Source organism: Pseudomonas sp. GW821-FHT02H09 (assembly GCF_059421425.1).
The window spans coordinates 30,338-49,897 of record NZ_JBWKVA010000035.1 but is presented as its reverse complement, the minus strand read 5'-3'; the positions used below and the strand labels follow the sequence as shown (position 1 = coordinate 49,897).

At 57.3% G+C, this 19,560-nt stretch carries 23 protein-coding genes; 9 read left to right on the top strand and 14 right to left on the bottom strand.

Going from position 1 to position 19,560, the window contains the following annotated elements; translation table 11 throughout:
• Positions 1 to 561: 561 nt before the first annotated feature.
• Positions 562 to 912, top strand: coding sequence for a hypothetical protein (locus AC07VR_RS30600; protein WP_494991282.1), 351 nt, complete (start codon positions 562 to 564; stop codon positions 910 to 912).
• Between the two features lie 200 nt (positions 913 to 1,112).
• Here the strand turns inward: AC07VR_RS30600 and AC07VR_RS30595 are convergent, their stop codons facing one another.
• The 6 genes from AC07VR_RS30595 to AC07VR_RS30570 form a co-directional block, all read right to left on the bottom strand.
• A complete protein-coding gene (locus tag AC07VR_RS30595) occupies positions 1,113 to 1,343 on the bottom strand; it encodes a hypothetical protein (protein WP_494991283.1) in 231 nt (76 codons plus the stop codon).
• Positions 1,344 to 1,479: 136 nt separating this feature from the next.
• Positions 1,480 to 1,695, bottom strand: coding sequence for a hypothetical protein (locus tag AC07VR_RS30590; protein ID WP_494991284.1), 216 nt, complete (start codon positions 1,693 to 1,695; stop codon positions 1,480 to 1,482).
• Between the two features lie 183 nt (positions 1,696 to 1,878).
• Complete coding sequence (gene modC, locus AC07VR_RS30585; protein WP_495013511.1) at positions 1,879 to 2,958, bottom strand: molybdenum ABC transporter ATP-binding protein; 1,080 nt, start codon at positions 2,956 to 2,958, stop codon at positions 1,879 to 1,881.
• A gap of 12 nt (positions 2,959 to 2,970) precedes the next feature.
• A complete protein-coding gene (gene modB / locus AC07VR_RS30580; protein WP_494991285.1) occupies positions 2,971 to 3,651 on the bottom strand; it encodes a molybdate ABC transporter permease subunit in 681 nt (226 codons plus the stop codon).
• Positions 3,652 to 4,419, bottom strand: coding sequence for a molybdate ABC transporter substrate-binding protein (modA, locus tag AC07VR_RS30575; protein ID WP_495013510.1), 768 nt, complete (start codon positions 4,417 to 4,419; stop codon positions 3,652 to 3,654).
• 274 nt (positions 4,420 to 4,693) lie between these two features.
• On the bottom strand, positions 4,694 to 5,758 hold the full coding sequence (locus AC07VR_RS30570) for an NAD(P)H-dependent flavin oxidoreductase (RefSeq protein WP_494991287.1): 1,065 nt from the start codon (positions 5,756 to 5,758) through the stop codon (positions 4,694 to 4,696).
• A gap of 210 nt (positions 5,759 to 5,968) precedes the next feature.
• Between AC07VR_RS30570 and acuI the strand changes: the two genes are divergently transcribed.
• Positions 5,969 to 6,952: an acrylyl-CoA reductase (NADPH) gene (acuI, locus tag AC07VR_RS30565; RefSeq protein WP_495013509.1), complete on the top strand. Its 984-nt coding sequence runs from the start codon at positions 5,969 to 5,971 to the stop codon at positions 6,950 to 6,952.
• Positions 6,953 to 7,278: 326 nt separating this feature from the next.
• On the opposite strand, the gene ada is transcribed toward acuI, so the two are convergent.
• The 5 genes from ada to AC07VR_RS30540 all read right to left on the bottom strand — a co-directional run bounded on the left by ada (position 7,279) and on the right by AC07VR_RS30540 (position 10,574).
• Positions 7,279 to 8,346, bottom strand: a complete 1,068-nt coding sequence (gene ada / locus AC07VR_RS30560; protein WP_495013508.1) for a bifunctional DNA-binding transcriptional regulator/O6-methylguanine-DNA methyltransferase Ada — start codon at positions 8,344 to 8,346, stop codon at positions 7,279 to 7,281.
• A gap of 96 nt (positions 8,347 to 8,442) precedes the next feature.
• The gene (alkB, locus tag AC07VR_RS30555; protein ID WP_495013507.1) at positions 8,443 to 9,123 is read right to left on the bottom strand and encodes a DNA oxidative demethylase AlkB; all 681 of its coding nucleotides are present in this window, start codon (positions 9,121 to 9,123) and stop codon (positions 8,443 to 8,445) included.
• Positions 9,113 to 9,829, bottom strand: a complete 717-nt coding sequence (locus AC07VR_RS30550) for a 2OG-Fe(II) oxygenase (protein ID WP_494991291.1) — start codon at positions 9,827 to 9,829, stop codon at positions 9,113 to 9,115. The genes alkB and AC07VR_RS30550 overlap by 11 nt, the downstream gene beginning before the upstream one ends.
• Positions 9,830 to 10,055: 226 nt before the next feature.
• On the bottom strand, positions 10,056 to 10,226 hold the full coding sequence (locus AC07VR_RS30545) for a hypothetical protein (protein WP_494991292.1): 171 nt from the start codon (positions 10,224 to 10,226) through the stop codon (positions 10,056 to 10,058).
• A 45-nt stretch (positions 10,227 to 10,271) separates the two neighbouring features.
• Positions 10,272 to 10,574 (bottom strand): DUF1883 domain-containing protein, encoded by a 303-nt coding sequence (locus AC07VR_RS30540; protein ID WP_494991293.1) that lies wholly within the window; start codon positions 10,572 to 10,574, stop codon positions 10,272 to 10,274.
• A 208-nt stretch (positions 10,575 to 10,782) separates the two neighbouring features.
• Between AC07VR_RS30540 and AC07VR_RS30535 the strand changes: the two genes are divergently transcribed.
• Together AC07VR_RS30535 and AC07VR_RS30530 are read left to right on the top strand one after the other, a co-directional pair.
• Positions 10,783 to 11,133, top strand: a complete 351-nt coding sequence (locus tag AC07VR_RS30535) for a hypothetical protein (protein WP_495013506.1) — start codon at positions 10,783 to 10,785, stop codon at positions 11,131 to 11,133.
• 219 nt (positions 11,134 to 11,352) lie between these two features.
• On the top strand, positions 11,353 to 11,583 hold the full coding sequence (locus AC07VR_RS30530) for a hypothetical protein (protein WP_494991295.1): 231 nt from the start codon (positions 11,353 to 11,355) through the stop codon (positions 11,581 to 11,583).
• Positions 11,584 to 11,606: 23 nt separating this feature from the next.
• Here the strand turns inward: AC07VR_RS30530 and AC07VR_RS30525 are convergent, their stop codons facing one another.
• The gene (locus AC07VR_RS30525) at positions 11,607 to 11,891 is read right to left on the bottom strand and encodes a hypothetical protein (protein ID WP_494991296.1); all 285 of its coding nucleotides are present in this window, start codon (positions 11,889 to 11,891) and stop codon (positions 11,607 to 11,609) included.
• A gap of 137 nt (positions 11,892 to 12,028) precedes the next feature.
• Positions 12,029 to 12,217, bottom strand: coding sequence for a hypothetical protein (locus AC07VR_RS30520; protein ID WP_494991297.1), 189 nt, complete (start codon positions 12,215 to 12,217; stop codon positions 12,029 to 12,031).
• A gap of 306 nt (positions 12,218 to 12,523) precedes the next feature.
• On the opposite strand from AC07VR_RS30520, the gene galU reads away from it, so the two are divergent.
• On the top strand, positions 12,524 to 13,363 hold the full coding sequence (gene galU, locus AC07VR_RS30515; RefSeq protein ID WP_494991298.1) for a UTP--glucose-1-phosphate uridylyltransferase GalU: 840 nt from the start codon (positions 12,524 to 12,526) through the stop codon (positions 13,361 to 13,363).
• A 129-nt stretch (positions 13,364 to 13,492) separates the two neighbouring features.
• A complete protein-coding gene (gene gorA, locus AC07VR_RS30510; protein ID WP_495013505.1) occupies positions 13,493 to 14,851 on the top strand; it encodes a glutathione-disulfide reductase in 1,359 nt (452 codons plus the stop codon).
• Here gorA and AC07VR_RS30505 read toward each other — a convergent pair.
• Positions 14,848 to 15,873 (bottom strand): DNA-binding protein, encoded by a 1,026-nt coding sequence (locus AC07VR_RS30505; protein WP_495013504.1) that lies wholly within the window; start codon positions 15,871 to 15,873, stop codon positions 14,848 to 14,850. The two genes, gorA and AC07VR_RS30505, sit on opposite strands and share 4 nt — an antisense overlap.
• Before the next feature lie 176 nt (positions 15,874 to 16,049).
• Between AC07VR_RS30505 and AC07VR_RS30500 the strand changes: the two genes are divergently transcribed.
• The 3 genes from AC07VR_RS30500 (at position 16,050) to ahpF (ending at position 19,389) form a co-directional block, all read left to right on the top strand.
• Positions 16,050 to 16,988, top strand: coding sequence for a site-specific integrase (locus AC07VR_RS30500; RefSeq protein WP_495013503.1), 939 nt, complete (start codon positions 16,050 to 16,052; stop codon positions 16,986 to 16,988).
• 137 nt (positions 16,989 to 17,125) lie between these two features.
• The gene (gene ahpC / locus AC07VR_RS30495; protein WP_419119408.1) at positions 17,126 to 17,689 is read left to right on the top strand and encodes an alkyl hydroperoxide reductase subunit C; all 564 of its coding nucleotides are present in this window, start codon (positions 17,126 to 17,128) and stop codon (positions 17,687 to 17,689) included.
• A 137-nt stretch (positions 17,690 to 17,826) separates the two neighbouring features.
• Entirely contained in the window at positions 17,827 to 19,389 is a 1,563-nt protein-coding gene (ahpF, locus tag AC07VR_RS30490; RefSeq protein WP_495013502.1) for an alkyl hydroperoxide reductase subunit F, read from the top strand.
• Positions 19,390 to 19,560 lie beyond the last annotated feature (171 nt).

Below are 19,560 nucleotides of genomic sequence, written 5' to 3'. Positions count from 1 at the left end.
GCGGCGCACTTAAGTCCATCGTCGGAACGCCGCCCGGAGCAAGCTCGCTCCTACAACTTCCTTAACTGAACAACATTGCGGTCATTGGTCGGGCTTTTTCTTTTCGGCTCCAAAGCTTCAAATTTCCGGCTAGGCTCCAACGCGCTGATGATCAGTATTTCCCAGGCAACGGGCGCTTGCTGGTATTGATCAGCTGTCACAAGGGAGGCAGTAGATGAGAGATTCTTACATTGAAGACGATGGGGCTGAGTATCCGATAAATAACCTCGTACGCTGCGGCCAGATTCCTTATAGGGTTGATTTCGAAGGTGCGGCAATCGACGACTCGTCAGGCAAGACAAAATCGACGGATTCGCGAGGGAGGGGCAGGACGAAGTTCCTCCCCAAAGCGATTCACCCGTCGAAGAAGTAGTTGAGATGTAGCCACGCCTCGCCATGTGCGGGGCTTTTCATTTGCGCGTTCCAATGTCTGACGCCACTCAAGAACACCGAAGTTTTCTGCGTATCACTAATCTGCGTCGGCTCAGTGATACAGTCGCCTTTTCAGAATGAGGGAAGGCTATGCGGATTTTGTCAGGGGCTCTTGCGATGGTTCTGTTGGCAGGGTGCACGACGCCCGCGATGAACGAGGCTCGGTCAAAAAGCCCATACAAGACGCTTTCGTCGAACAAACCAGAAAAAGTCGTGGCCCAGTGTGTCCAGTTTGCGTGGCAGGATGAGTCGGTGTTTGGTGTTGATGCCGGGGCATTTCTCCAGCCGGGCAAGTCCGGCGGCTATACGGTCTACACGACCGGAGCGCAGTACTTTGTCGACGTGCAGAGCGCTGCATCAGGTACCACCACCAACTATTACGCGGCATCGGACACTTGGGTCGCCAAGCGCAGGCTTGCCGCGCTGGCAACCTGCCTGTAACCCCTAAAACGAAAGGCTTGGGTGAAGTGTTTCACTCAAGCCTTTCGTGTTTGTCACAAGCGGTCAATTTTGTCTGCGTCACGTTGATTCCTTCTGTCTCATGCTTGGCCCATCACCGAGAATGCAAACCTCCCTCATATTGCCATTGGCAGGGTAACGGCACCTGAATGAAGTCAGGGGCGCACCAGGTAGATACCTGGCTACCTGAATCTGGGAAGAGGGGGGTCGATAGGTTTCAAAGATGTCAGGGCACTTCTAATGAGTGGAGTTTCGGTCTCTATCTCTTTGAGACGATCTCGTATTCTGAGTGCTGTGGGATGGCCACCTTGGTGGTCGACCCAGTCTGCGATTTCTTTGCAGGCTGCGGCCAGGCGGACCTGACGGGAGTCGAGGAGTGTCAACAATGTGGTGATGGACTCTTTTTCGGACATTTGCAATACCTCCGTTGAGAGAGGGATCTGACGGGACGAAGCAAAAAAGCCCGCGAGGAGCGAGCTTTCTGCCGATGAGACTGATCCTTCAGCTGAAATCAGTATAGACCCGGTAATGGATGTGGATCGCCCGACTCTAACGAGATGACACGTGCCTGCTTCTGGCGTTAAGCCGCTGGCATTCACGATCGGCTTCTTCTTCGTGATCAAAGCCATCCCCGATAAAGCCACCCGTGCGGGTATCGGCAATCCGGTACCAGTCGGCCACAGGAGCGAGCAGAGAAGACTCTCCCGCTCTGCGGCCCTGGATGATGATCTTGTTGCAGCGCTGCACAACGAAAAAGTCTTCCATGGCGTCACCGGTCTGATTCGTGTCAGAACAACTATAGAAGCAAGTTTGAATCGTGCAAAAACCTGCGCCAGGCGGTCATGCGCCTGAAGCATCGAAAAAGACCTGATGAGTCATGAACCCTCAATCTTCAGGCGTTCGGTGTTCTTCCTGCCAATTGGTCCCGTCACGCGGTCTGCCCGATGTTCAAGCCAGTACGGCCACTGCTTTGATCTGTGCCCAGAGTTGCTGGCCGGGGCGCAGATTCAACTGATCCCGAGAGTAACGCGTGATCCGCGCCAGCAACGCAGTGCCCGCGGCATCAAGGCGTACCAGTACATGGGCAGCGTTATCAGCGGGGATTTCGCTGATCACCGTGACCGGCAAGCGATTGAGGATGCTGCTGTGTCCGGCGACCTGCAGGCTGAGGCTGACGTCGCGAGCCTGAACCTTGAAGCGTAGGGCCTTTCCATTTGCCAGGAGCGAATGTGCGACTCGTACGCTCAGCAGAGTGCCCGGCAATTGCAGGGTCAGAAGCTGGTAGTGGGCGTCGTAGGCGCAGACCTTGCCTTCGATCACCACGCCGGCATCGTCTCCCAATGCCATCGGCAGGTCGAGGCGAGCCAGGGTTTCGCCGATGGGGCCGCTGGCCAGGGCTTTGCCCTCGCTGAGCAGGACGATGTGATCGGCCAGACGCGCGACTTCATCCTGCGAGTGGCTGACGTACAGCACCGGGATTTCCAGCTCGTCATGCAGGCGTTCAAGGTAGGGCAGGATTTCGTTCTTGCGCTGGTTGTCCAGCGCCGCCAATGGCTCATCCATCAGCAATAGCCTGGGGCTGGTCAACAAGGCGCGAGCGATGCCGACACGTTGACGCTCACCCCCCGACAGGTTCTGTGGATGGCGATCGAGTAAATGGCCGATCCCCAGCAGTTCGGTGGCATGGGCCATATCGACTCGACGCTGCTGACGCGGGATACGCCGCAGTCCGAATTCGAGGTTGGCCAGCACCGACAAATGGGGGAACAGACTGGCCTCTTGAAAGACGTAGCCCAGTGCCCGTCTATGGGGGGCAAGGAAGAGTTTTTTGCTGCTGTCTTGCCAGACCTCATCGTTGATCTGGATAAAGCCTTGATCGGCTTTTTCAAGGCCGGCGATACAGCGCAAACACGTGGTCTTGCCCGAGCCGGAATGGCCGTACAGCGCGGTGACGCCGCGACCCGGCAGGCGCAGGTCCAGGTCCAGCGTGAAGTCGGGGTAGCTCAGTTGCAGGCGAGCATGAATCAACGCGGTCATCAATCAGCTCCAGCCGGTTTTGGTTTTGCGGCTCGAGTAGAGCGCGAGCAGTATCAGGAACGAGAACACCAGCATGGCACCCGCCAACCAATGGGCCTGTAGATAATTCATGGCTTCGACGTGGTCGTAGATCTGTACCGACACCACGCGAGTCTTCTCGGGAATATTGCCGCCGATCATCAGCACCACGCCGAATTCGCCGACGGTATGGGCGAAGCCGAGAATCGCTGCAGTGATAACGCCGGGCCTGGCCAACGGCAAGATGACACTGAAGAAGGTGTCCCAAGGATTGGCGCGCAACGTTGCGGCGACTTCCAGTGGGCGGGTACCGATGGCTGAAAATGCGTTCTGCAACGGTTGTACGACAAAGGGCATTGAATAGATCACCGAGCCGATCACCAGGCCGCTGAAGCTGAAGGTCAACGTGCCCAGCCCAAGTGACTGGGTGAACTGACCGATAAACCCGTGAGGGCCGAGGGCCAGCAGCAGGTAAAAGCCGATCACCGTCGGTGGCAGCACCAAGGGCAGGGCGACGATCGCGCCGATCGGGCCGCGCAGCCAAGAGCGGGTGCGCGAGAGCCATAGCGCAATCGGAGTGCCGATGATCAGCAGGATCACCGTAACCAGGGACGCCAGTTTCAGGGTCAGCCAAATGGCGGAAAAATCGGCACTCGATAGCGGCATTTAGAGTTGGTAACCGTAGGATTTGATGACGGCAGCGGCTTTCGGACCTTTCAGGTAGTCAACCAGTGCCTTGGCGGCCGGGTTGTCTTTACCTTTGTTGAGGATCACCGCGTCTTGTTTGATCGGGTCGTGCATGGCAGCCGGAACGATCCAGGCCGAGCCGCTGGAGACTTTGCCGTCTTTATAGATCTGCGACAAGGCGACGAAGCCCAATTCGGCGTTACCGGTGGACACGAACTGATAGGCCTGGGTGATGTTCTGGCCTTCGACGATCTTGCCTTTGACCTTGTCTGTCAGGCCCAGTTTGGCCAAAACCTGTGTAGCGGCCAGGCCATAAGGCGCTGCTTCAGGGTTGGCGATGGAGAGATGCTGAAACTGGTTGTCGTTGAGCACTTTGCCCTTGGCGTCGATGTAACCGTCCTTGGCCGACCACAGCGCAAGGGTGCCGATCGCGTAGGTAAAGCGCGAACCCTTGACGGCGTCGCCTTCGGTTTCGAGTTTCTGTGGCGTGCTGTCATCGGCGGACAGGAACACTTCGAAAGGCGCGCCATTCTTGATCTGGGTATAGAACTGGCCAGTGGCGCCATAGGCGGCGACCAGCTTGTGGCCGGTGTCCTTTTCGAAGTCGGCAGCGATTGCCTGAATCGGTGCGGTGAAGTTGGCCGCTACCGCCACCTGGACTTCATCGGCCCGAGCCGATCCGAAAGCGCAGACCGCGAGCAGTGAGGCCAGGCAGGTGGGGGCGTAACGTGAGACACGAATAGTCATGTAGCAGCTCCGTGGGCTGAGTGTGGTGGGCAGTTTGTCTGTAGGAGCGAGGCTTGCCCGCGAAGAACGACAACGCGCAATGCCTGAAAAACCGCGGCGTTTGCTTCGCGGGCAAGCCTCGCTCCTACATCGGATCAGCGCTTGGGGGGTTAAACGCTATATAGTTGAATATATAGCGAATCGGCAGCGAACGGAACTGGAGGCATTGGCGCAGAGATTTTTTAGCGGGGATCAACTGGAGAAGGCCGCGATCTGGATCGCGGCCCTGTGCGTGTTAATGCGCGGTCAATTTAGCCAGAGCCTGTGCGGCTAAACGTGTGGTCAGCTCAGCGGTCGACAGTTCGACGCCCAGTCGTATTGCCTGTCCGGACCAGAGGGTGCTGAAGTCGGCCTCATCTTTGGCACGCAGCGGCATCAAGGCACCGCCAGCGAAAGGGAAGGCCGGTGCCGCAGGGCTGATCGGGCCGAGTTCGCGCATGACCCGGTTGAGAATCCCCCGAGCCGGACGGCCCGTGAAGACATTGGTCAATGCAGTCTCGCTCTCTTTGGCGGTGCGTAGGGCCTTGTGATGAGACGCCGTGACTTTCGCTTCTGGCGTGAACAAATAGGCCGTACCCAACTGAACCGCTGAAGCGCCGAGGAGGAAAGCCGCGGCGATTCCTCGGGCGTCGCCAATCCCGCCCGCTGCGATGACCGGGACGCTGACGGCATCGACGATTTGCGGCACCAGGGCCATGGTGCCGACCTGGCTATTGAGGTCATCGCTGAGAAACATCCCACGATGTCCGCCGGCTTCATAGCCCATGGCGATGATCGCATCGCAACCGTGCTGTTCCAGCCAGATGGCTTCATCGACGGTGGTCGCCGAGGAAAGGATTTTCGCGCCGCTCGCTTTGACGCGATCCAGCAGAGATTTTTCAGGCAGGCCGAAATGAAAGCTGACCACCTCCGGGCGAAATTCTTCGACCACTTCGCAGGCGGCGTTATCGAACGGCGCGCGGTTGGATACCGGTGTGGGTGCCTCGAAATCAGCGCCGAGTTCGCGGTAATACGGCTCCAGCAGATTCTTCCAGTCACGGTCGCGACCCGCATCGGCGGCTGGTGGTTGATGACAGAAAAAGTTCACGTTCAGCGGGCGCTGACTGTGTTGGCGGAAAACCTTCAACTCCTCGCGCAACTGCTCGATGCTCAACATGGCGGCAGGCAAGGAGCCCAGACCTCCGGCATTGCTGGCGGCGATGACCATGGCTGAAGTGGTCGCACCGGCCATGGGCGCTTGAATGATCGGCAGTTCGATGCCAAGCAGGTCAAGAATGCGGGTATCAGGCCATTGGCTCATTTTGGGTTCTTCTCCGACGTCAAAAAAGATAAGGACGGCTACGGGACGTTTGTATCAGGAGTGACTGGCGCAAGGCCAGTCGACTTTCAGCTGGGTTCTACCTTTGGCTGATTGACTTGAGAGACGAGGAGGCTAATGTCCTTGTCATGATGATGAACGCCACCTCAGCTAACACGTTCATCACCCACCAACGCTCTACCGGGAGGCGCTATGTTCAATGGTATTTTGATCGAGAAAGATGAAAGTGGTTATCGGGCCAATCTGACTCAAATCAGCGAAGACCAGTTGCCGGAGGGAAATGTCACCGTCCGTGTGGCGTATAGCACCTTGAACTTCAAGGACGGCCTGGCCATCACTGGCAGCAGCCCGGTAGTGCGTAAATTTCCCATGGTGCCGGGGATTGATCTGGCCGGGACTGTCGAAGTCAGCAGCCATCCAGACTACAAGGCCGGAGACAAAGTCCTGCTCAATGGCTGGGGCGTAGGCGAAGGTCATTGGGGCGGTCTGGCGCAAAAGGCACGACTTGACGGCGACTGGCTGATTCCGTTGCCTGCGGCGTTTACTCCGGCCCAGGCCATGGCGATCGGCACCGCGGGTTACACGGCGATGCTCAGTATCCTCGCGCTGGAGCGTAATGGCGTGAGACCGGATCAGGGCGAGGTGCTGGTGACTGGCGCTAACGGCGGGGTCGGCAGTTTTGCCATCGCCTTGTTGGCCAGGCTCGGTTATCGAGTGGTGGCGTCCACAGGTCGCACCTCAGAGCACGCCTATTTGCACCAGTTGGGGGCCAGCGAAATCATCGACCGGGCCAGTCTGTCCGAACCCGGCAAACCGTTGGCCAAAGAACGCTGGGCGGCGGTGATTGACTCAGTCGGCAGTCACACCCTGGCCAATGCCTGCGCCAGCACCCGAGCCAATGGAACCGTGGCGGCCTGTGGTCTGGCGCAAGGTATGGACTTTCCTGCGTCTGTGGCACCCTTCATTTTACGTGGCGTTACATTGGCCGGGATTAATAGCGTGACCCAACTCAAGGCCAATCGTATCGTTGCCTGGGATCGCCTGGCCAAGGATCTGGACTTCGCTTTGCTGGCGCTGATCAGTCATGAAATTGGCTTGAGTGAAGCCATAGAGGCTGCGCCGCGGTTACTTGCCGGCAAGTTGCGTGGTCGGGTTGTGGTGGATGTGAATCGTTAAACAGGGCTTTATGGGTCTAGAGCCAATGCCCGTCAGTTAAGCCTTTACGCGGTCCGTAGCAGCTGGCGAAGCCTGCGTCCGGCTGCGCAGCAGCCGTAAACCCTGCTGCCACGGTTTGTCTGGAATACCGCAGCGCTTGATTTTACGGCTGCTGGGCAGCCGAACGCAGCCTTCGGCAGCTGCTACGGGGGAATGTGCGGGGCCAGAAACTTCTTAACTGACCGGCATTGGGTCTAGGGCGATCAAACAGCCAGTCAACCAACAGCCGCAAACCCGGCGCAGGTTCGTACCGGCCCCGATAGCGTGGCGGTCCATATCGGGGTTTTCTAAGCCTGAGTCTCACGCTCCAGCAGCTGGCGTTTGCGCTCCACGCCCCAGCGATAGCCCGAGAGGTTGCCGTCGCTGCGCACCACCCGGTGGCAGGGAATCGCCACCGCCAGACTGTTGGCGCCGCAGGCTTGAGCAACGGCGCGGAATGATTTCGGTGCGCCGATGCGCTGGGCGATTTCGGCGTAGCTGGCGGTGCTGCCCGCCGGAATCTCCCGTAGCGCCATCCATACGCGCTCTTGAAACGCAGTGCCGCGCAAATCCAGGGGTAAATCCAGGCCAATGGCCGGCATCTCGATAAAACCGACGACTTTGGCGATCAATTGCTCAAAGTCATGGTCGGCGCCAATCAGATTGGCCTGCGGGAATTTATCCTGCAGGTCATGGACGAGGGCATCGGGATCGTCCCCCAACAGAATCGCGCAGACCCCGCGATTGCTTTGTGCGACCAATATTGCGCCCAATGAACATTGACCAACGGCAAAACGGATGTCGGCGTTCAGCCCGCCGGCGCGGTAGTCGCTGGGTTTCATGCCGAGCAGGTTATCGGCTGACTCGTAGAACCGACTGTTGGAATTGAAGCCGGCGTCATACAGTGCGTCCGTCACGGAGGTGCCATGTTCGAGCCGCTCACGGACTTTGCGCGAACGGTGACCCGTGGCATAGCCCTTGGGCGTCAGGCCGGTAACGGCTTTGAAGACCCGGTGAAAGTGAAAGGAGCTCATGCCCGCCATCTGCGCCAATTCTTTCAGGCTGGGCAGGGTCTCGGCGGATTCAATCTGCCGACAGGCTGTTGCGACCAGCGCGCAGTGTTGCGCCGCGACATGCGTCTGGTCTGCCGCGGCGCGTTTGCTCGGACGATAGCCGGCGGCCTGCGCTTGTTCGGCAGTGTCGAAGAATTCAACGTTTTCAGGTTTGGGCAGGCGCGCCAGGCTGCTCGGCCGGCAATAGATTCCTGTGGTTTTTACCGCGTAGACAAACTGACCATCCGCGCGCGGATCTCGTGCCAGCACCGCTGACCAGCGTGGGTCGTTCTCTGTCGTGGTTTTTGCGGGGGCCGATGTCATGTTGTCCTACTCGTTTACAGGTTCAGGTCAGATTATCGAGCAAGGAGGGCGAGAGCACTCCGGGCCTTGCGGTCAAATTCCACTCTGGAGGTTTCATCAGTCGGCGGTACGAAAGGTGAAGTTGATACGTTGGGCGCCGAGCAGCGAGTGCAGGCCATCCTTGAGTGGCAGGATGCCGTGATAGCGCAAGCGATCGACACCGCCCCAAACCACGATGTCTCCATGAAACAGCGGCACTCGTTGGCTTTTATCACTGCGTTTATGACCACCAAACAAGAATATGGCCGGTAACCCGAGGGACACCGAAACGATCGGTGCGCTGTAGGAGCGTTCGTTCTTGTCTTGGTGCAAGGACATCCTGGCTCCCGGCACGTAGTGGTTGATCAGGCAGGAGTCCGGCTGGAAGTCGTGAAATCCTGCTTCCAGTGCCGCCGCCTGAGCCAGCGCCAGGAACACGGCTGGCATATCGGGCCATGGCTGACCCGTTTGCGGATCGATGGGGGTGTAGCGGTAGCCGGTTCGATCAGTGGTCCAGCCCAGTGCGCCGCAACTGCTCAAACCCACTGACATGGTAAAGCCGCCGGGCGTGACCATTTGGCGAAACGGCGCAGCCAGCAGAACCCTTTCCAGTGCGGGTAACAACCGATCTTCCCATGGCAGGGCAAAGCCCCTGAGGACGAAAGATTGTTCGCCTATCTGTTCGGTTTTGGCCGGTTGTTGAACGTCGGCGTCAGCAAACAGGTCAACGATTGTCGAGTTCATGTCATCACTGCGCATCGTGAAATATGACTCCAAGCGTATGCCGTTTACCCGTGTGCAGGCGACTTACACCATGGCGTAACGTGACTCTGTAGTAACCGCGAACGCCGTGTACCGGTCGGTGATGCACGGCAAAAATCACTGCGTCGCCTTTCTTCAGGCCTATGACCTGTGGACGCGACTGCATGCGCGGGCGTTGTTCCGTGATGACGAACTCGCCGCCGGTAAAGTCTTCGCCTGGTTCGGATAGCAAAATCGCCACCTGCAATGGGAAGACGTGCTCGCCATACAGATCCTGGTGCAAACAGTTGTAGTCCTCTGGCCCATATTGCAGCAGTAAAGGCGTCGGCCGCTGCTGTCCGGCTTCATGGCAGCGCTGGAGGAAGTCCTCGTGCTGTATTGGATAGCGCGTTGGCAGATTCATTTGCTCATTCCAGCGGTTGGCCAACTCAACAAGCTCTGGATACAACGCGCCACGCAAATGGGCAACCATGTCCGGCAGCGGGTACCTGAAATATTTGTATTCGCCGCGACCGAAACCGTGTCGGGCCATCAGCACATGAGAGCGGAACAGCGCTTGATGGTCATATAAGGCGCTCAGGCGGTCGCAGTCGGTTGCACCGAGAAGTCCGGTGATAGTGGCGCTGCCGTTCTGGTCAAGACTTTGTTCGATCGCGGGCCAGTCCAGAGCGGCAAGACGTCGGGAGAGATCGTGCTCGCTCATCGCTGCGCCTCACGGCGAACAGTCGAGAGGTGATTCGTTGAGGTGGTGTATGCAAGGGACATGGTCTGATTCCTGAACCAGAGGTTGAGGTCTGCCAGTCTAGAAAACGATCATCGCGCTGACACTCCGGCGCTTGCGGTCGAATTTCGGGGGGGAAGCGCAGGAGTGGTCAATCAAGGCGCGGGGGAGCATGACGTCCGTGTTGCTCCGGTGCATTTGCGCCGCTTTAGAGCGCCTTGCTCACGTTGACTTCGCTGATGATGTCGTCGGTCTGGCCATGAATGGCCTCCAGTGCGGCTTTGGCTTCTTCCACTGTGCCTGACACAAGCTGAGCGAATTCGAAACGACGCTCGCCATTGAGTTTGTATTTGATGACGTACTTGATCGTTTGGGTCACGGTCGTACCTGTTCCTGTTGATCGAGGGGCAGTGCGGGGCGGGTTTCAGCGCAGTTTCGAGCTGGAACGGCGGATGATCTTGATCGAATGGGTCAGGTTCGGTTTGCGAGTCACGCTGATTGCCCGACTGCTGACGGTGTCGATGGTGATATTCCAGAAACCGGTGCTGGGTGCAGTGATCTTGGCCGGAAACTTGTCGAACGCGCCGCCGTGGTAAGTATGGCGACCGCCATTTTTGAAGCTGCGAAAATTGGCGTCGTTCATCAGCCGGATGTTGCAAACCTGGGAGCATTCGATGACGACGATATCGTCTTCATTGAGGTGCTCGCGCTGGTGGATAAATTTCATGGGCGCCTCCAGAAGGGCTTTTTCTACAAAATCAAAACGATAGATGAGCAGTGGCCCAGTTTATCAGTCCAAACGGTTTATTATCGGACTGACGAGGGCGGGTTGGACAATCAGGAACAGTTATTTGGGATTTTATGAGAGATACAAGCCTGCGTCTCGGAGAAAAACAGCATTTGCGCTGTCGGACCGTCTTTATCGGAGGTTTTATATGAAGCGGGCGGTGTGGGTTCTGGCCTTGGCTATAAGTGGTTGCGCGACGGTAGCGGACATCAGGCAGACGCCGCCAACCATGGTTGTAATCTCGGGAAAAAGTCCGCAGGACTATGCCAGGTGTGTGACCGACAAACTGTCGAGTAGCCGTGGTGCCTCGCAGATCGAGCCGCACAAGGACGGCGTGAGGGTTATCGTCCCGCAAAAATTTTCCTCGGGACCGGCCGCGGTGTTTGAGATTGAAGACCGATCCAATGGCAGCAGCATCAAACTTTTTGAGCGAATGTCCAACATGCCGCTGCGACCCTGGGATGTGCGTAATGCAGCCTCGGAGTGTATTTCCGGCTGATTGCGAGCGTCTGCTTTTAAAGCCTGAAGAGGCATGAACACGTAGTGTTTGTGGCACTTCAGGCTTTTTGGTTTCGGCAATATGGTTGGCAGGGAGTGGCCTGCTGATGGCAAGGTCGAGCACCTATTGGCCAAGGCATCCGATAAACTGTCGTGAATCGATACAGATGCCGTCGAGGCTGGCGCTTGGGCGGCATTGTTATTTTTTTGGGGGGCAGTGATGAAGCGTGAACAGGTAAGAGAGCGGCATGCCGAGGGGCATATCTCGGCGACCCATGTGATTCAAAATCCGGCCAATTCGGGCGAGTGGATTGTGTTTTTCAAGAAAAGTGCAGGGCGCAGCTTTTTCCTGGTGGATGACAGCGATGAAGTCGAGTCATTCGCACGACTGGATGATCTGATCGAGACGGTGCGTGGGCTCGGGATCAAATTTGCTGAAATTCATATGTGATCACGACGGGCCTGGTTGCAGGCTTACTTGCAGACCACCACCACGCTGCGGCTCTTGAAGTTGCCGACGTCGACACCCAGCGTTTTGTCGCTTTCCTTGGGTGAAGGCGTACCGTCGGTGCCAATGATGCTGTAGCCGGTACCGGCACATGAAGCATCTGCTTTTTCATAGCAGGCGGCCCATGAGTTGACCTCTCCGGAGCAGTCAATGGTCAGCCCTTGTTGGCCGTCGTTCAGATAAGTCTTTTCTGCGCTGGCACAGCCACTGAGAGCCGCCAGTATCGCGCTGATTACCAAAACCTTCTTCATGTTATTTATCGTCATCAAAGTGTTGAAACAGAGCGCGTACAGCCGGGCTTGGCGAAAGATTATAGCGAAAGGCCATTTGGGTACAGACAAACACCCGCAAGCCCTGCGCAAAGGCAGGGCCTGAATAGCGCGGGCTTTTAGGGCTTGGTGCTGCGTCGCCGGGCAGGGGGCGCCGGCTGGTCCTGCAGCACCTCTGCAACCTCAATGGCCAACGCCTGTGTGGGGAAAGGCCCGGCAACATTTTCGCCGCTGGCACTGTCTACCCACCATTGGCCATCTTTTGCCTGATTGATCAGGTAACCGTTCACGCTTTTTGCTGCCGACATCGATCTGCCTCGTTGGCTGGGTAAAGCGCGCAATCATAGCGTCAAAAGCGGGGTGAAAGGGCAGTTGGCGGTTTGTCGACGCTCAGGACAGTACCGTCTGAAGAAGTACGCATCCCCCCTTTAAAAGCGTGGCCTGACGACAAGAAGGTGATTTACGGCAGGCTCGATATGTAAGATGCTGCGGAACTATTGCTCCTGATATTTCTCTATGATGGCGTCGGTTAGCCCGCGCAGGGCATTGTAAGGTGCTCGCCGCCTGATTAGACTGCGCCGAAATTCGTACGTACAGCCCTTTCAAGGACTCATATGATCAAGAAATGCTTGTTCCCAGCAGCCGGTTACGGTACTCGCTTCCTGCCAGCGACCAAGGCCATGCCTAAAGAAATGCTGCCGGTGGTGAACAAGCCACTGATCCAGTACGGCGTTGAAGAAGCACTGGACGCTGGCTTGACAGAAATCTCCATTGTTACCGGTCGTGGCAAACGTGCCCTGGAAGACCACTTCGACATCAGCTACGAGCTGGAAAACCAGATTAAAGGTACTGACAAAGAGAAGTACCTGGTCGGCATCCGCAAGCTGCTCGACGAGTGCTCGTTCTCCTACACCCGTCAAACCGAAATGAAAGGCCTGGGTCACGCTATTCTGACCGGCCGTCCATTGATCGGCGACGAACCCTTTGCCGTAGTGCTGGCGGACGACTTGTGCGTCAACCTGGAAGGCGATGGTGTGCTGACCCAGATGGTCAAACTGTACAAACAGTACCGTTGCACGATCGTGGCAATCCAGGAAGTCGACCCGCAGGAAACCCACAAATACGGCGTGATCGCCGGCGATTTGATCGGTGATGACCTGTATCGCGTGCGTAACATGGTCGAGAAGCCAAAACCTGAAGATGCCCCGTCCAACCTGGCGATCATCGGTCGTTACATCCTGACCCCGGACATCTTCAAGTTGATCGAAGCAACCGATCCGGGCAAAGGTGGCGAGATCCAGATCACCGACGCCCTGATGAAGCAGGCGCAGGACGGTTGTGTGATTGCCTATAAGTTCAAAGGCACACGTTTCGACTGCGGTGGTGCTGAAGGCTACATTGAAGCAACCAACTTCTGCTTCGAACACTTCTACAAAACGGGCAAGGCTTACTGATAGCGCTTCACCGTTCTGTTCTAAAAAGCCACCTTCGGGTGGCTTTTTCTTTTTCCGGCCCCATGTAGCTCGCAGCGCTGCCCAAAAAGGCCGCAGCGGTTATGCTTGTGGCCTGCCGAGGAGATTGAAATGGCTTACGATTTTGACCTTTATGTGATTGGTGCCGGTTCCGGCGGTGTTCGTGCTGCGCGTTTCGCTGCCGGCTTTGGTGCGAAAGTGGCCATTGCCGAGAGCCGATATTTGGGCGGTACCTGCGTCAATGTGGGGTGCGTGCCGAAAAAGCTGTTGGTGTATGGCGCCCACTTCGCTGAAGACTTTGAACAGGCTCAGGGTTTTGGCTGGTCCTTGGACGAGGCCAAGTTTGATTGGCCGACGCTGATTGCCAACAAAGACAGCGAAATCAATCGATTGAACGGTATCTATCGAAATCTGTTGCTCAACAGCGGCGTGACCTTGCATGAGGGGCATGCCAGGCTGATCGATCCGCATCAGGTGGAAATCAATGGCCAGCGCTTCACCGCAGAGCACATTCTGATTGCCACCGGTGGCTGGCCGCAGATCCCGGATATCCCGGGTCACGAGCACGCCATCAGTTCTAACCAGGCCTTCTTCCTCAAAGAGTTGCCCAAACGCATTCTGGTGGTGGGTGGTGGTTATATCGCGGTCGAGTTCGCCGGGATCTTCCATGGTCTGGGTGCAAAAACCACATTGCTGTATCGCGGCAATCTGTTCTTGCGTGGCTTCGATGGCGCGGTGCGCACCCATTTGCAGGAAGAGTTGACCAAGCGCGGGATGGATCTGCAGTTCAACGCGGATATCGAACGTATCGACAAGCAAGGCGACCGCAGTTTGAAAGTGACGCTCAAGGATGGTCGCGAACTGGAAGCTGATTGTGTGTTCTACGCCACGGGTCGCCGTCCGATGCTGGACAATCTAGGCCTGGAAAACACCTCGGTGAAACTCGACAAGCGCGGTTTCGTCGAAGTCGATGAGCAATACCAAACCAGCGAGCCCTCTATTCTGGCAATCGGAGATGTGATTGGTCGCGTTCAACTGACGCCAGTCGCCTTGGCGGAAGGCATGGCCGTGGCGCGACGCTTGTTCAAGCCAGAGCAATACCGCCTGGTGGATTACAGGATGATCCCGACGGCGGTGTTCAGCTTGCCGAATATCGGCACTGTCGGCCTGACTGAAGAGCAGGCCAGAGAAGACGGCTACACCGTGCAGATTTTCGAAAGCCGTTTCCGGCCAATGAAGCTGACGCTGACTGAGTGCCAGGAGCGCACGCTGATGAAGCTGGTGGTAGACGCCAAGACCGACAAGGTTCTGGGTTGCCATATGGTCGGGCCGGAAGCCGGTGAGATCGTTCAGGGACTGGCCATTGCCTTGAAGGCGGGCGCGACCAAGCGCGATTTCGATGAAACCATCGGTGTGCATCCTACGGCCGCTGAAGAGTTCGTCACCATGCGCGCGCCCGTGGCGGGTTAATCGTCTTTAGCGGGCTCTGAGGCACCTTGCGTATCTGGCTCTGTGGTCGTCACGGACGCCAGGTGCAGGGCTTGCAGGCTTGCTTCGGCTTTTGCCAGTGAAAGCTCCAGTTCCTTGTTGGTTTGAGTCTGCTCGTTGACGGTTTGTTTGAGTGAGTGGCTTTCCAGCAAGGCGACGCGCAAGCGTTCCTGGAGGAGGGTGCGATCACTGTCGACGTGGTTTGAGTGCTCCAGCAACTGTTGGTAGCGGTTGTTGACCTGCTTGAGCTGCTCCTGGATCAGGCTCAGCTCCCGAAGTGTGCCGCGGTTCTCGGTCAACAGGCGTTCGTTGTCGCGGTGCAGCTGGGTGATCTCGTCCTGACGCACCAGTGCACTCTGCTGTGCCTGATGCAGCTCCATTTGAACCTGCTGCAGCTGTCCTTCGTGGCGGCGTTGTTCTTGCTCGCGCTGTTCCTTGATGGCGTTGCGGTAATGTTCCAGGGCATCGCGGGCATGCAGGTGCTTTTCTTCCAGTGAGCGTATCTGCTCATCCTTGTCTTTCAAGCGTAATTCGAAGTCGCTCAGTGCCTGATTCAATCCGGCGTTGCGGGTTTGCTCGGTCTGCAGCATCGAGCGGGTGCTCTGCAATGTAGCGGTCTCGTCGGCGAGCGCCAGGTGCTGAATCTCAAGTTGTTGCTTGAGCCGAGCCTGAGCGTCGATGGCTTCAGTCAGTTGCGCTTCCAGCGCGTTTCTTTGCGACTCGAATCGCGCCTCGGCGCGATCGATCGGTTCTTGAGCCTGTTCTTTAAGGCGCTGCGCCAGGCGCGCAACCAAACCCGTCAGCTCATCGTCAATCTGCTCGTGCGGCGCGCTCAGGCGTTCGTCGCCGTCGTCCAGCTCCTTCAGATAGCGATGGATGGTGGTCTTGGATCCGGTGTTGCCCATCTCGATGCGTACCGCATCGATGCTTGGATGCTCGCCGCGGGCGAGGATCGCCAGGCGTGCCGTTTGCACTACCGCTTTATTAACGCCGCCACGAGCCATGTGTTCTCCTACGATTTCGTACTGTGGTATGTACTACATATATACGTACTATATCACGCGATAATTAAAGTTAAGTATTTACATTTTTAGCATGGGATATACTGGTATTACCCCGTGTGATAGTAGAAAAACACAATTTAATGCTGCATTTCAGTACGTCTTCGAGAACCGAGCCCATGAGCGATCTGGATCGTTATCTGCACGCGGCAACCCGCGAGAACACACGGCGCAGTTACCGGGCAGCCATTGAGCACTTCGAAGTCAGTTGGGGCGGGTTTCTGCCGGCGACCGGCGATAGCGTGGCGCGTTACCTCGTTGCTCATGCCGGCGTGTTGTCGATCAATACCTTGAAGCTGCGGCTGTCTGCGCTGGCCCAGTGGCATAACAGTCAGGGCTTTGCCGATCCGACCAAGGCACCCGTGGTGCGCAAGGTCTTCAAAGGCATCCGTGCTTTACACCCGGTGCAGGAAAAGCAGGCCGAACCGTTGCAGCTCGAGCATCTGGAGCGAGTCATTACCTGTCTCGAGCAAGAAGCGTTGCAAGCCATGGCGGACGGCGATCAACCCACGCTGTTGCGGGCCAGGCGTGATGCTGCACTGATCTTGTTGGGCTTCTGGCGTGGCTTTCGTAGCGATGAGTTGTGCCGCGTGCAAATCGAACACGTGCAGGCAACCGCAGGCTCGGGCATCACGCTGTATTTGCCGCGCAGCAAAAGTGATCGCGACAACCTGGGCAAGACCTATCAAACCCCGGCGCTGCAGCGCTTGTGTCCGGTGCAGGCTTACATCGAATGGATCAATGCCGCCGGGTTGGTACGCGGCCCGGTGTTTCGTGGGATCGATCGCTGGGGCAACCTGAGCGAAGAGAGCTTGCACGCCAATAGCGTGATTCCGTTGTTGCGTCAGGCATTGCAACGCGCGGGGATTCCCGCCGAGCAATACACCAGTCACTCATTGCGCCGGGGTTTCGCCACCTGGGCTCACCGCAGCGGTTGGGATTTGAAGTCGTTGATGAGTTATGTCGGCTGGAAGGACATGAAATCGGCCATGCGCTATGTCGAAGCCAGTCCGTTTCTCGGGATGACTCAACTCGCCGAGAAACGCATTGGCGAGTAGCTAACATTTTCTTCTATTAACACAGCGTGCTAATAGCCAAAACCAATCGGCGGCATCATCTTTGCCAATGAGCCATCAGGAAGTTGAGTGGGTAGGATTCACCTCATCAACTTTTCAACCCTGACGGAGAGTCACCGATGCCTATCATCAACAGCCACGTTAAACCGTTCAAAGCAACCGCATTCAAAAACGGCGCATTCGTCGAAGTGTCGGACGCCGATCTGAAAGGAAAATGGTCTGTCGTATTCTTCTACCCGGCCGACTTCACCTTCGTATGCCCGACCGAGCTGGAAGACCTGGCTGATAACTACGCCGAGTTCCAGAAGCTGGGCGTAGAAATCTACAGCGTGTCGACCGACACCCACTTTGCTCACGCTGCCTGGCACAACACTTCGCCTGCTATCGAAAAAATCCGCTACACCATGATTGGTGACCCGACCCACGTGATCTCCCGCAACTTCGACGTGCTGATCGAAGAGGTCGGCCTGGCTGACCGTGGCACCTTCGTGATCAACCCTGAAGGCCAGATCAAAATCGTCGAACTGAACGACGGCGGTGTAGGCCGCGACGCTTCCGAGCTGCTGCGCAAGATCAAAGCCGCTCAGTATGTCGCTGCTCACCCAGGCGAAGTTTGCCCAGCCAAGTGGAAAGAAGGCGAGGCCACTCTGGCGCCGTCTCTGGACCTGGTCGGCAAGATCTAAGTCCGTGAGTCGATTGAGGGCGATGAGCTCTTGAGCCTGTAAACCGCATCGCCCCAAAAAAACGCCTGGGCGAATCTGCCCGGGCGTTGTTTTTTCTACCGTCCTGCCTCTCTACCAAAAACATGGAAATCGCCCGTATGTTGGACGCCAATCTAAAAGCTCAGTTGAAGTCATACCTGGAACGGGTCACCCAGCCGATCGAGATCGTCGCCTCCCTCGACGACGGTGCGAAATCCCAGGAAATGCTCGCGTTACTCAAGGACGTTGCCAGCCTTTCCAGCCTCATTACCTTGCTCGACAACGGTACCGATGCGCGCAAGCCATCGTTCTCGTTGAACCGCCCGGGAAGCGATATCAGCCTGCGCTTCGCCGGCATCCCTATGGGCCACGAATTCACTTCGTTGGTGCTCGCCTTGCTGCAAGTCGGCGGCCACCCTTCGAAGGCCAGTAGTGAGGTGATCGAACAGATCCGCTCGCTCAAAGGCGAGTTCAACTTCGAGACTTATTTCTCGCTGTCTTGCCAGAACTGCCCGGACGTGGTCCAGGCGCTGAACCTGATGGCGGTGCTTAACCCGAACATTCGTCACGTTGCCATTGACGGCGCGCTGTTCCAGGACGAAGTCAATGATCGTCAGATCATGGCGGTGCCAAGCGTTTATCTGAACGGGGTCAACTTCGGCCAGGGCCGTATGGGCCTGGAAGAAATCCTCGGCAAGATCGACACCAGCGGCTTCGAGCGCCAGGCTGAAAAGATCAGCGCCAAAGAGGCCTTTGATGTGTTGGTGGTAGGCGGTGGCCCGGCCGGTGCTTCGGCTGCGATCTACGCTGCCCGTAAAGGCATTCGTACCGGTGTCGCTGCCGAGCGTTTTGGTGGGCAGGTGCTGGACACCATGGCCATCGAAAACTTCATTTCGGTCCAGGAAACCGAAGGGCCGAAACTGGCCGTGGCCCTGGAAGAACACGTCAAGCAATACGACGTCGACATCATGAATCTGCAGCGCGCCGATGCGCTGATTCCCGGCAAGAGCGGGGCGCTGCACGAAGTCAAATTCGCCAGCGGCGCATCGCTCAAAGCCAGGACGGTCATCCTCGCGACCGGCGCCCGCTGGCGTGAAATGAACGTCCCGGGCGAGCAGCAATACCGTAACCGTGGCGTAGCTTACTGCCCGCACTGTGACGGCCCGCTGTTCAAGGGCAAGCGCGTGGCGGTGATCGGTGGCGGCAACTCGGGTGTCGAGGCGGCCATCGACCTGGCCGGTATCGTGGCGCACGTCACGCTCCTGGAATTCGATGTGCAGCTACGCGCCGATGCGGTATTGCAGCGCAAGCTGCACAGTCTACCGAACGTTACGGTGATCACCCATGCGCAAACCACTGAAGTGACCGGCGATGGGCAGAAGGTCAACGGCTTGCTCTACAAGGATCGGCAGTCAGGCGAAGTGTTGAATGTCGAGCTGGAAGGGATCTTTGTGCAGATCGGTTTGCTGCCCAACACCGATTGGCTGAAGGGTACGATCGAGCTGTCGCCTCGTGGTGAGATTATTGTCGATGCACGCGGCGAGACTTCACTGCCGGGGGTGTTCGCCGCCGGTGACGTGACCACGGTGCCGTATAAGCAGATTGTCATTGCAGTGGGCGAGGGTGCCAAGGCATCACTCAGCGCGTTCGATCATTTGATTCGCACGTCCGCTCCTGCATAAATCCTCGATGCAGAAACATAACCCCTGTGTGATCGTTCCCACGCTCCGCGTGGGAATGCAGCCCGTGACGCTCTGCGTCACATCCAAAGCGGACGCGGAGCGTCCGTTGAGGCATTCCCACGCAGAGCGTGGGAACGATCATGTTCTGGATCACTTATGGGTGGTTTACAG

What these genes read in the sequence shown, in the direction of transcription:
- AC07VR_RS30570 (WP_494991287.1), bottom strand. Translation starts at nt 5,758, where the DNA reads ATGAGCCAATGGCCTGATACCCGCATTCTTGACCTGCTTGGCATCGAA.
- modB (WP_494991285.1), bottom strand. Translation starts at nt 3,651, where the DNA reads ATGCCGCTATCGAGTGCCGATTTTTCCGCCATTTGGCTGACCCTGAAA.
- gorA (WP_495013505.1), top strand. Translation starts at nt 13,493, where the DNA reads ATGGCTTACGATTTTGACCTTTATGTGATTGGTGCCGGTTCCGGCGGT.
- AC07VR_RS30540 (WP_494991293.1), bottom strand. Translation starts at nt 10,574, where the DNA reads ATGAAATTTATCCACCAGCGCGAGCACCTCAATGAAGACGATATCGTC.
- AC07VR_RS30505 (WP_495013504.1), bottom strand. Translation starts at nt 15,873, where the DNA reads ATGGCTCGTGGCGGCGTTAATAAAGCGGTAGTGCAAACGGCACGCCTG.
- acuI (WP_495013509.1), top strand. Translation starts at nt 5,969, where the DNA reads ATGTTCAATGGTATTTTGATCGAGAAAGATGAAAGTGGTTATCGGGCC.
- AC07VR_RS30600 (WP_494991282.1), top strand. Translation starts at nt 562, where the DNA reads ATGCGGATTTTGTCAGGGGCTCTTGCGATGGTTCTGTTGGCAGGGTGC.
- AC07VR_RS30530 (WP_494991295.1), top strand. Translation starts at nt 11,353, where the DNA reads ATGAAGCGTGAACAGGTAAGAGAGCGGCATGCCGAGGGGCATATCTCG.
- AC07VR_RS30550 (WP_494991291.1), bottom strand. Translation starts at nt 9,829, where the DNA reads ATGAGCGAGCACGATCTCTCCCGACGTCTTGCCGCTCTGGACTGGCCC.
- ada (WP_495013508.1), bottom strand. Translation starts at nt 8,346, where the DNA reads ATGACATCGGCCCCCGCAAAAACCACGACAGAGAACGACCCACGCTGG.
- AC07VR_RS30595 (WP_494991283.1), bottom strand. Translation starts at nt 1,343, where the DNA reads ATGTCCGAAAAAGAGTCCATCACCACATTGTTGACACTCCTCGACTCC.
- AC07VR_RS30525 (WP_494991296.1), bottom strand. Translation starts at nt 11,891, where the DNA reads ATGAAGAAGGTTTTGGTAATCAGCGCGATACTGGCGGCTCTCAGTGGC.
- AC07VR_RS30535 (WP_495013506.1), top strand. Translation starts at nt 10,783, where the DNA reads ATGAAGCGGGCGGTGTGGGTTCTGGCCTTGGCTATAAGTGGTTGCGCG.
- ahpF (WP_495013502.1), top strand. Translation starts at nt 17,827, where the DNA reads ATGTTGGACGCCAATCTAAAAGCTCAGTTGAAGTCATACCTGGAACGG.
- ahpC (WP_419119408.1), top strand. Translation starts at nt 17,126, where the DNA reads ATGCCTATCATCAACAGCCACGTTAAACCGTTCAAAGCAACCGCATTC.
- alkB (WP_495013507.1), bottom strand. Translation starts at nt 9,123, where the DNA reads ATGCGCAGTGATGACATGAACTCGACAATCGTTGACCTGTTTGCTGAC.
- modA (WP_495013510.1), bottom strand. Translation starts at nt 4,419, where the DNA reads ATGACTATTCGTGTCTCACGTTACGCCCCCACCTGCCTGGCCTCACTG.
- AC07VR_RS30500 (WP_495013503.1), top strand. Translation starts at nt 16,050, where the DNA reads ATGAGCGATCTGGATCGTTATCTGCACGCGGCAACCCGCGAGAACACA.
- galU (WP_494991298.1), top strand. Translation starts at nt 12,524, where the DNA reads ATGATCAAGAAATGCTTGTTCCCAGCAGCCGGTTACGGTACTCGCTTC.
- AC07VR_RS30590 (WP_494991284.1), bottom strand. Translation starts at nt 1,695, where the DNA reads ATGGAAGACTTTTTCGTTGTGCAGCGCTGCAACAAGATCATCATCCAG.
- AC07VR_RS30520 (WP_494991297.1), bottom strand. Translation starts at nt 12,217, where the DNA reads ATGTCGGCAGCAAAAAGCGTGAACGGTTACCTGATCAATCAGGCAAAA.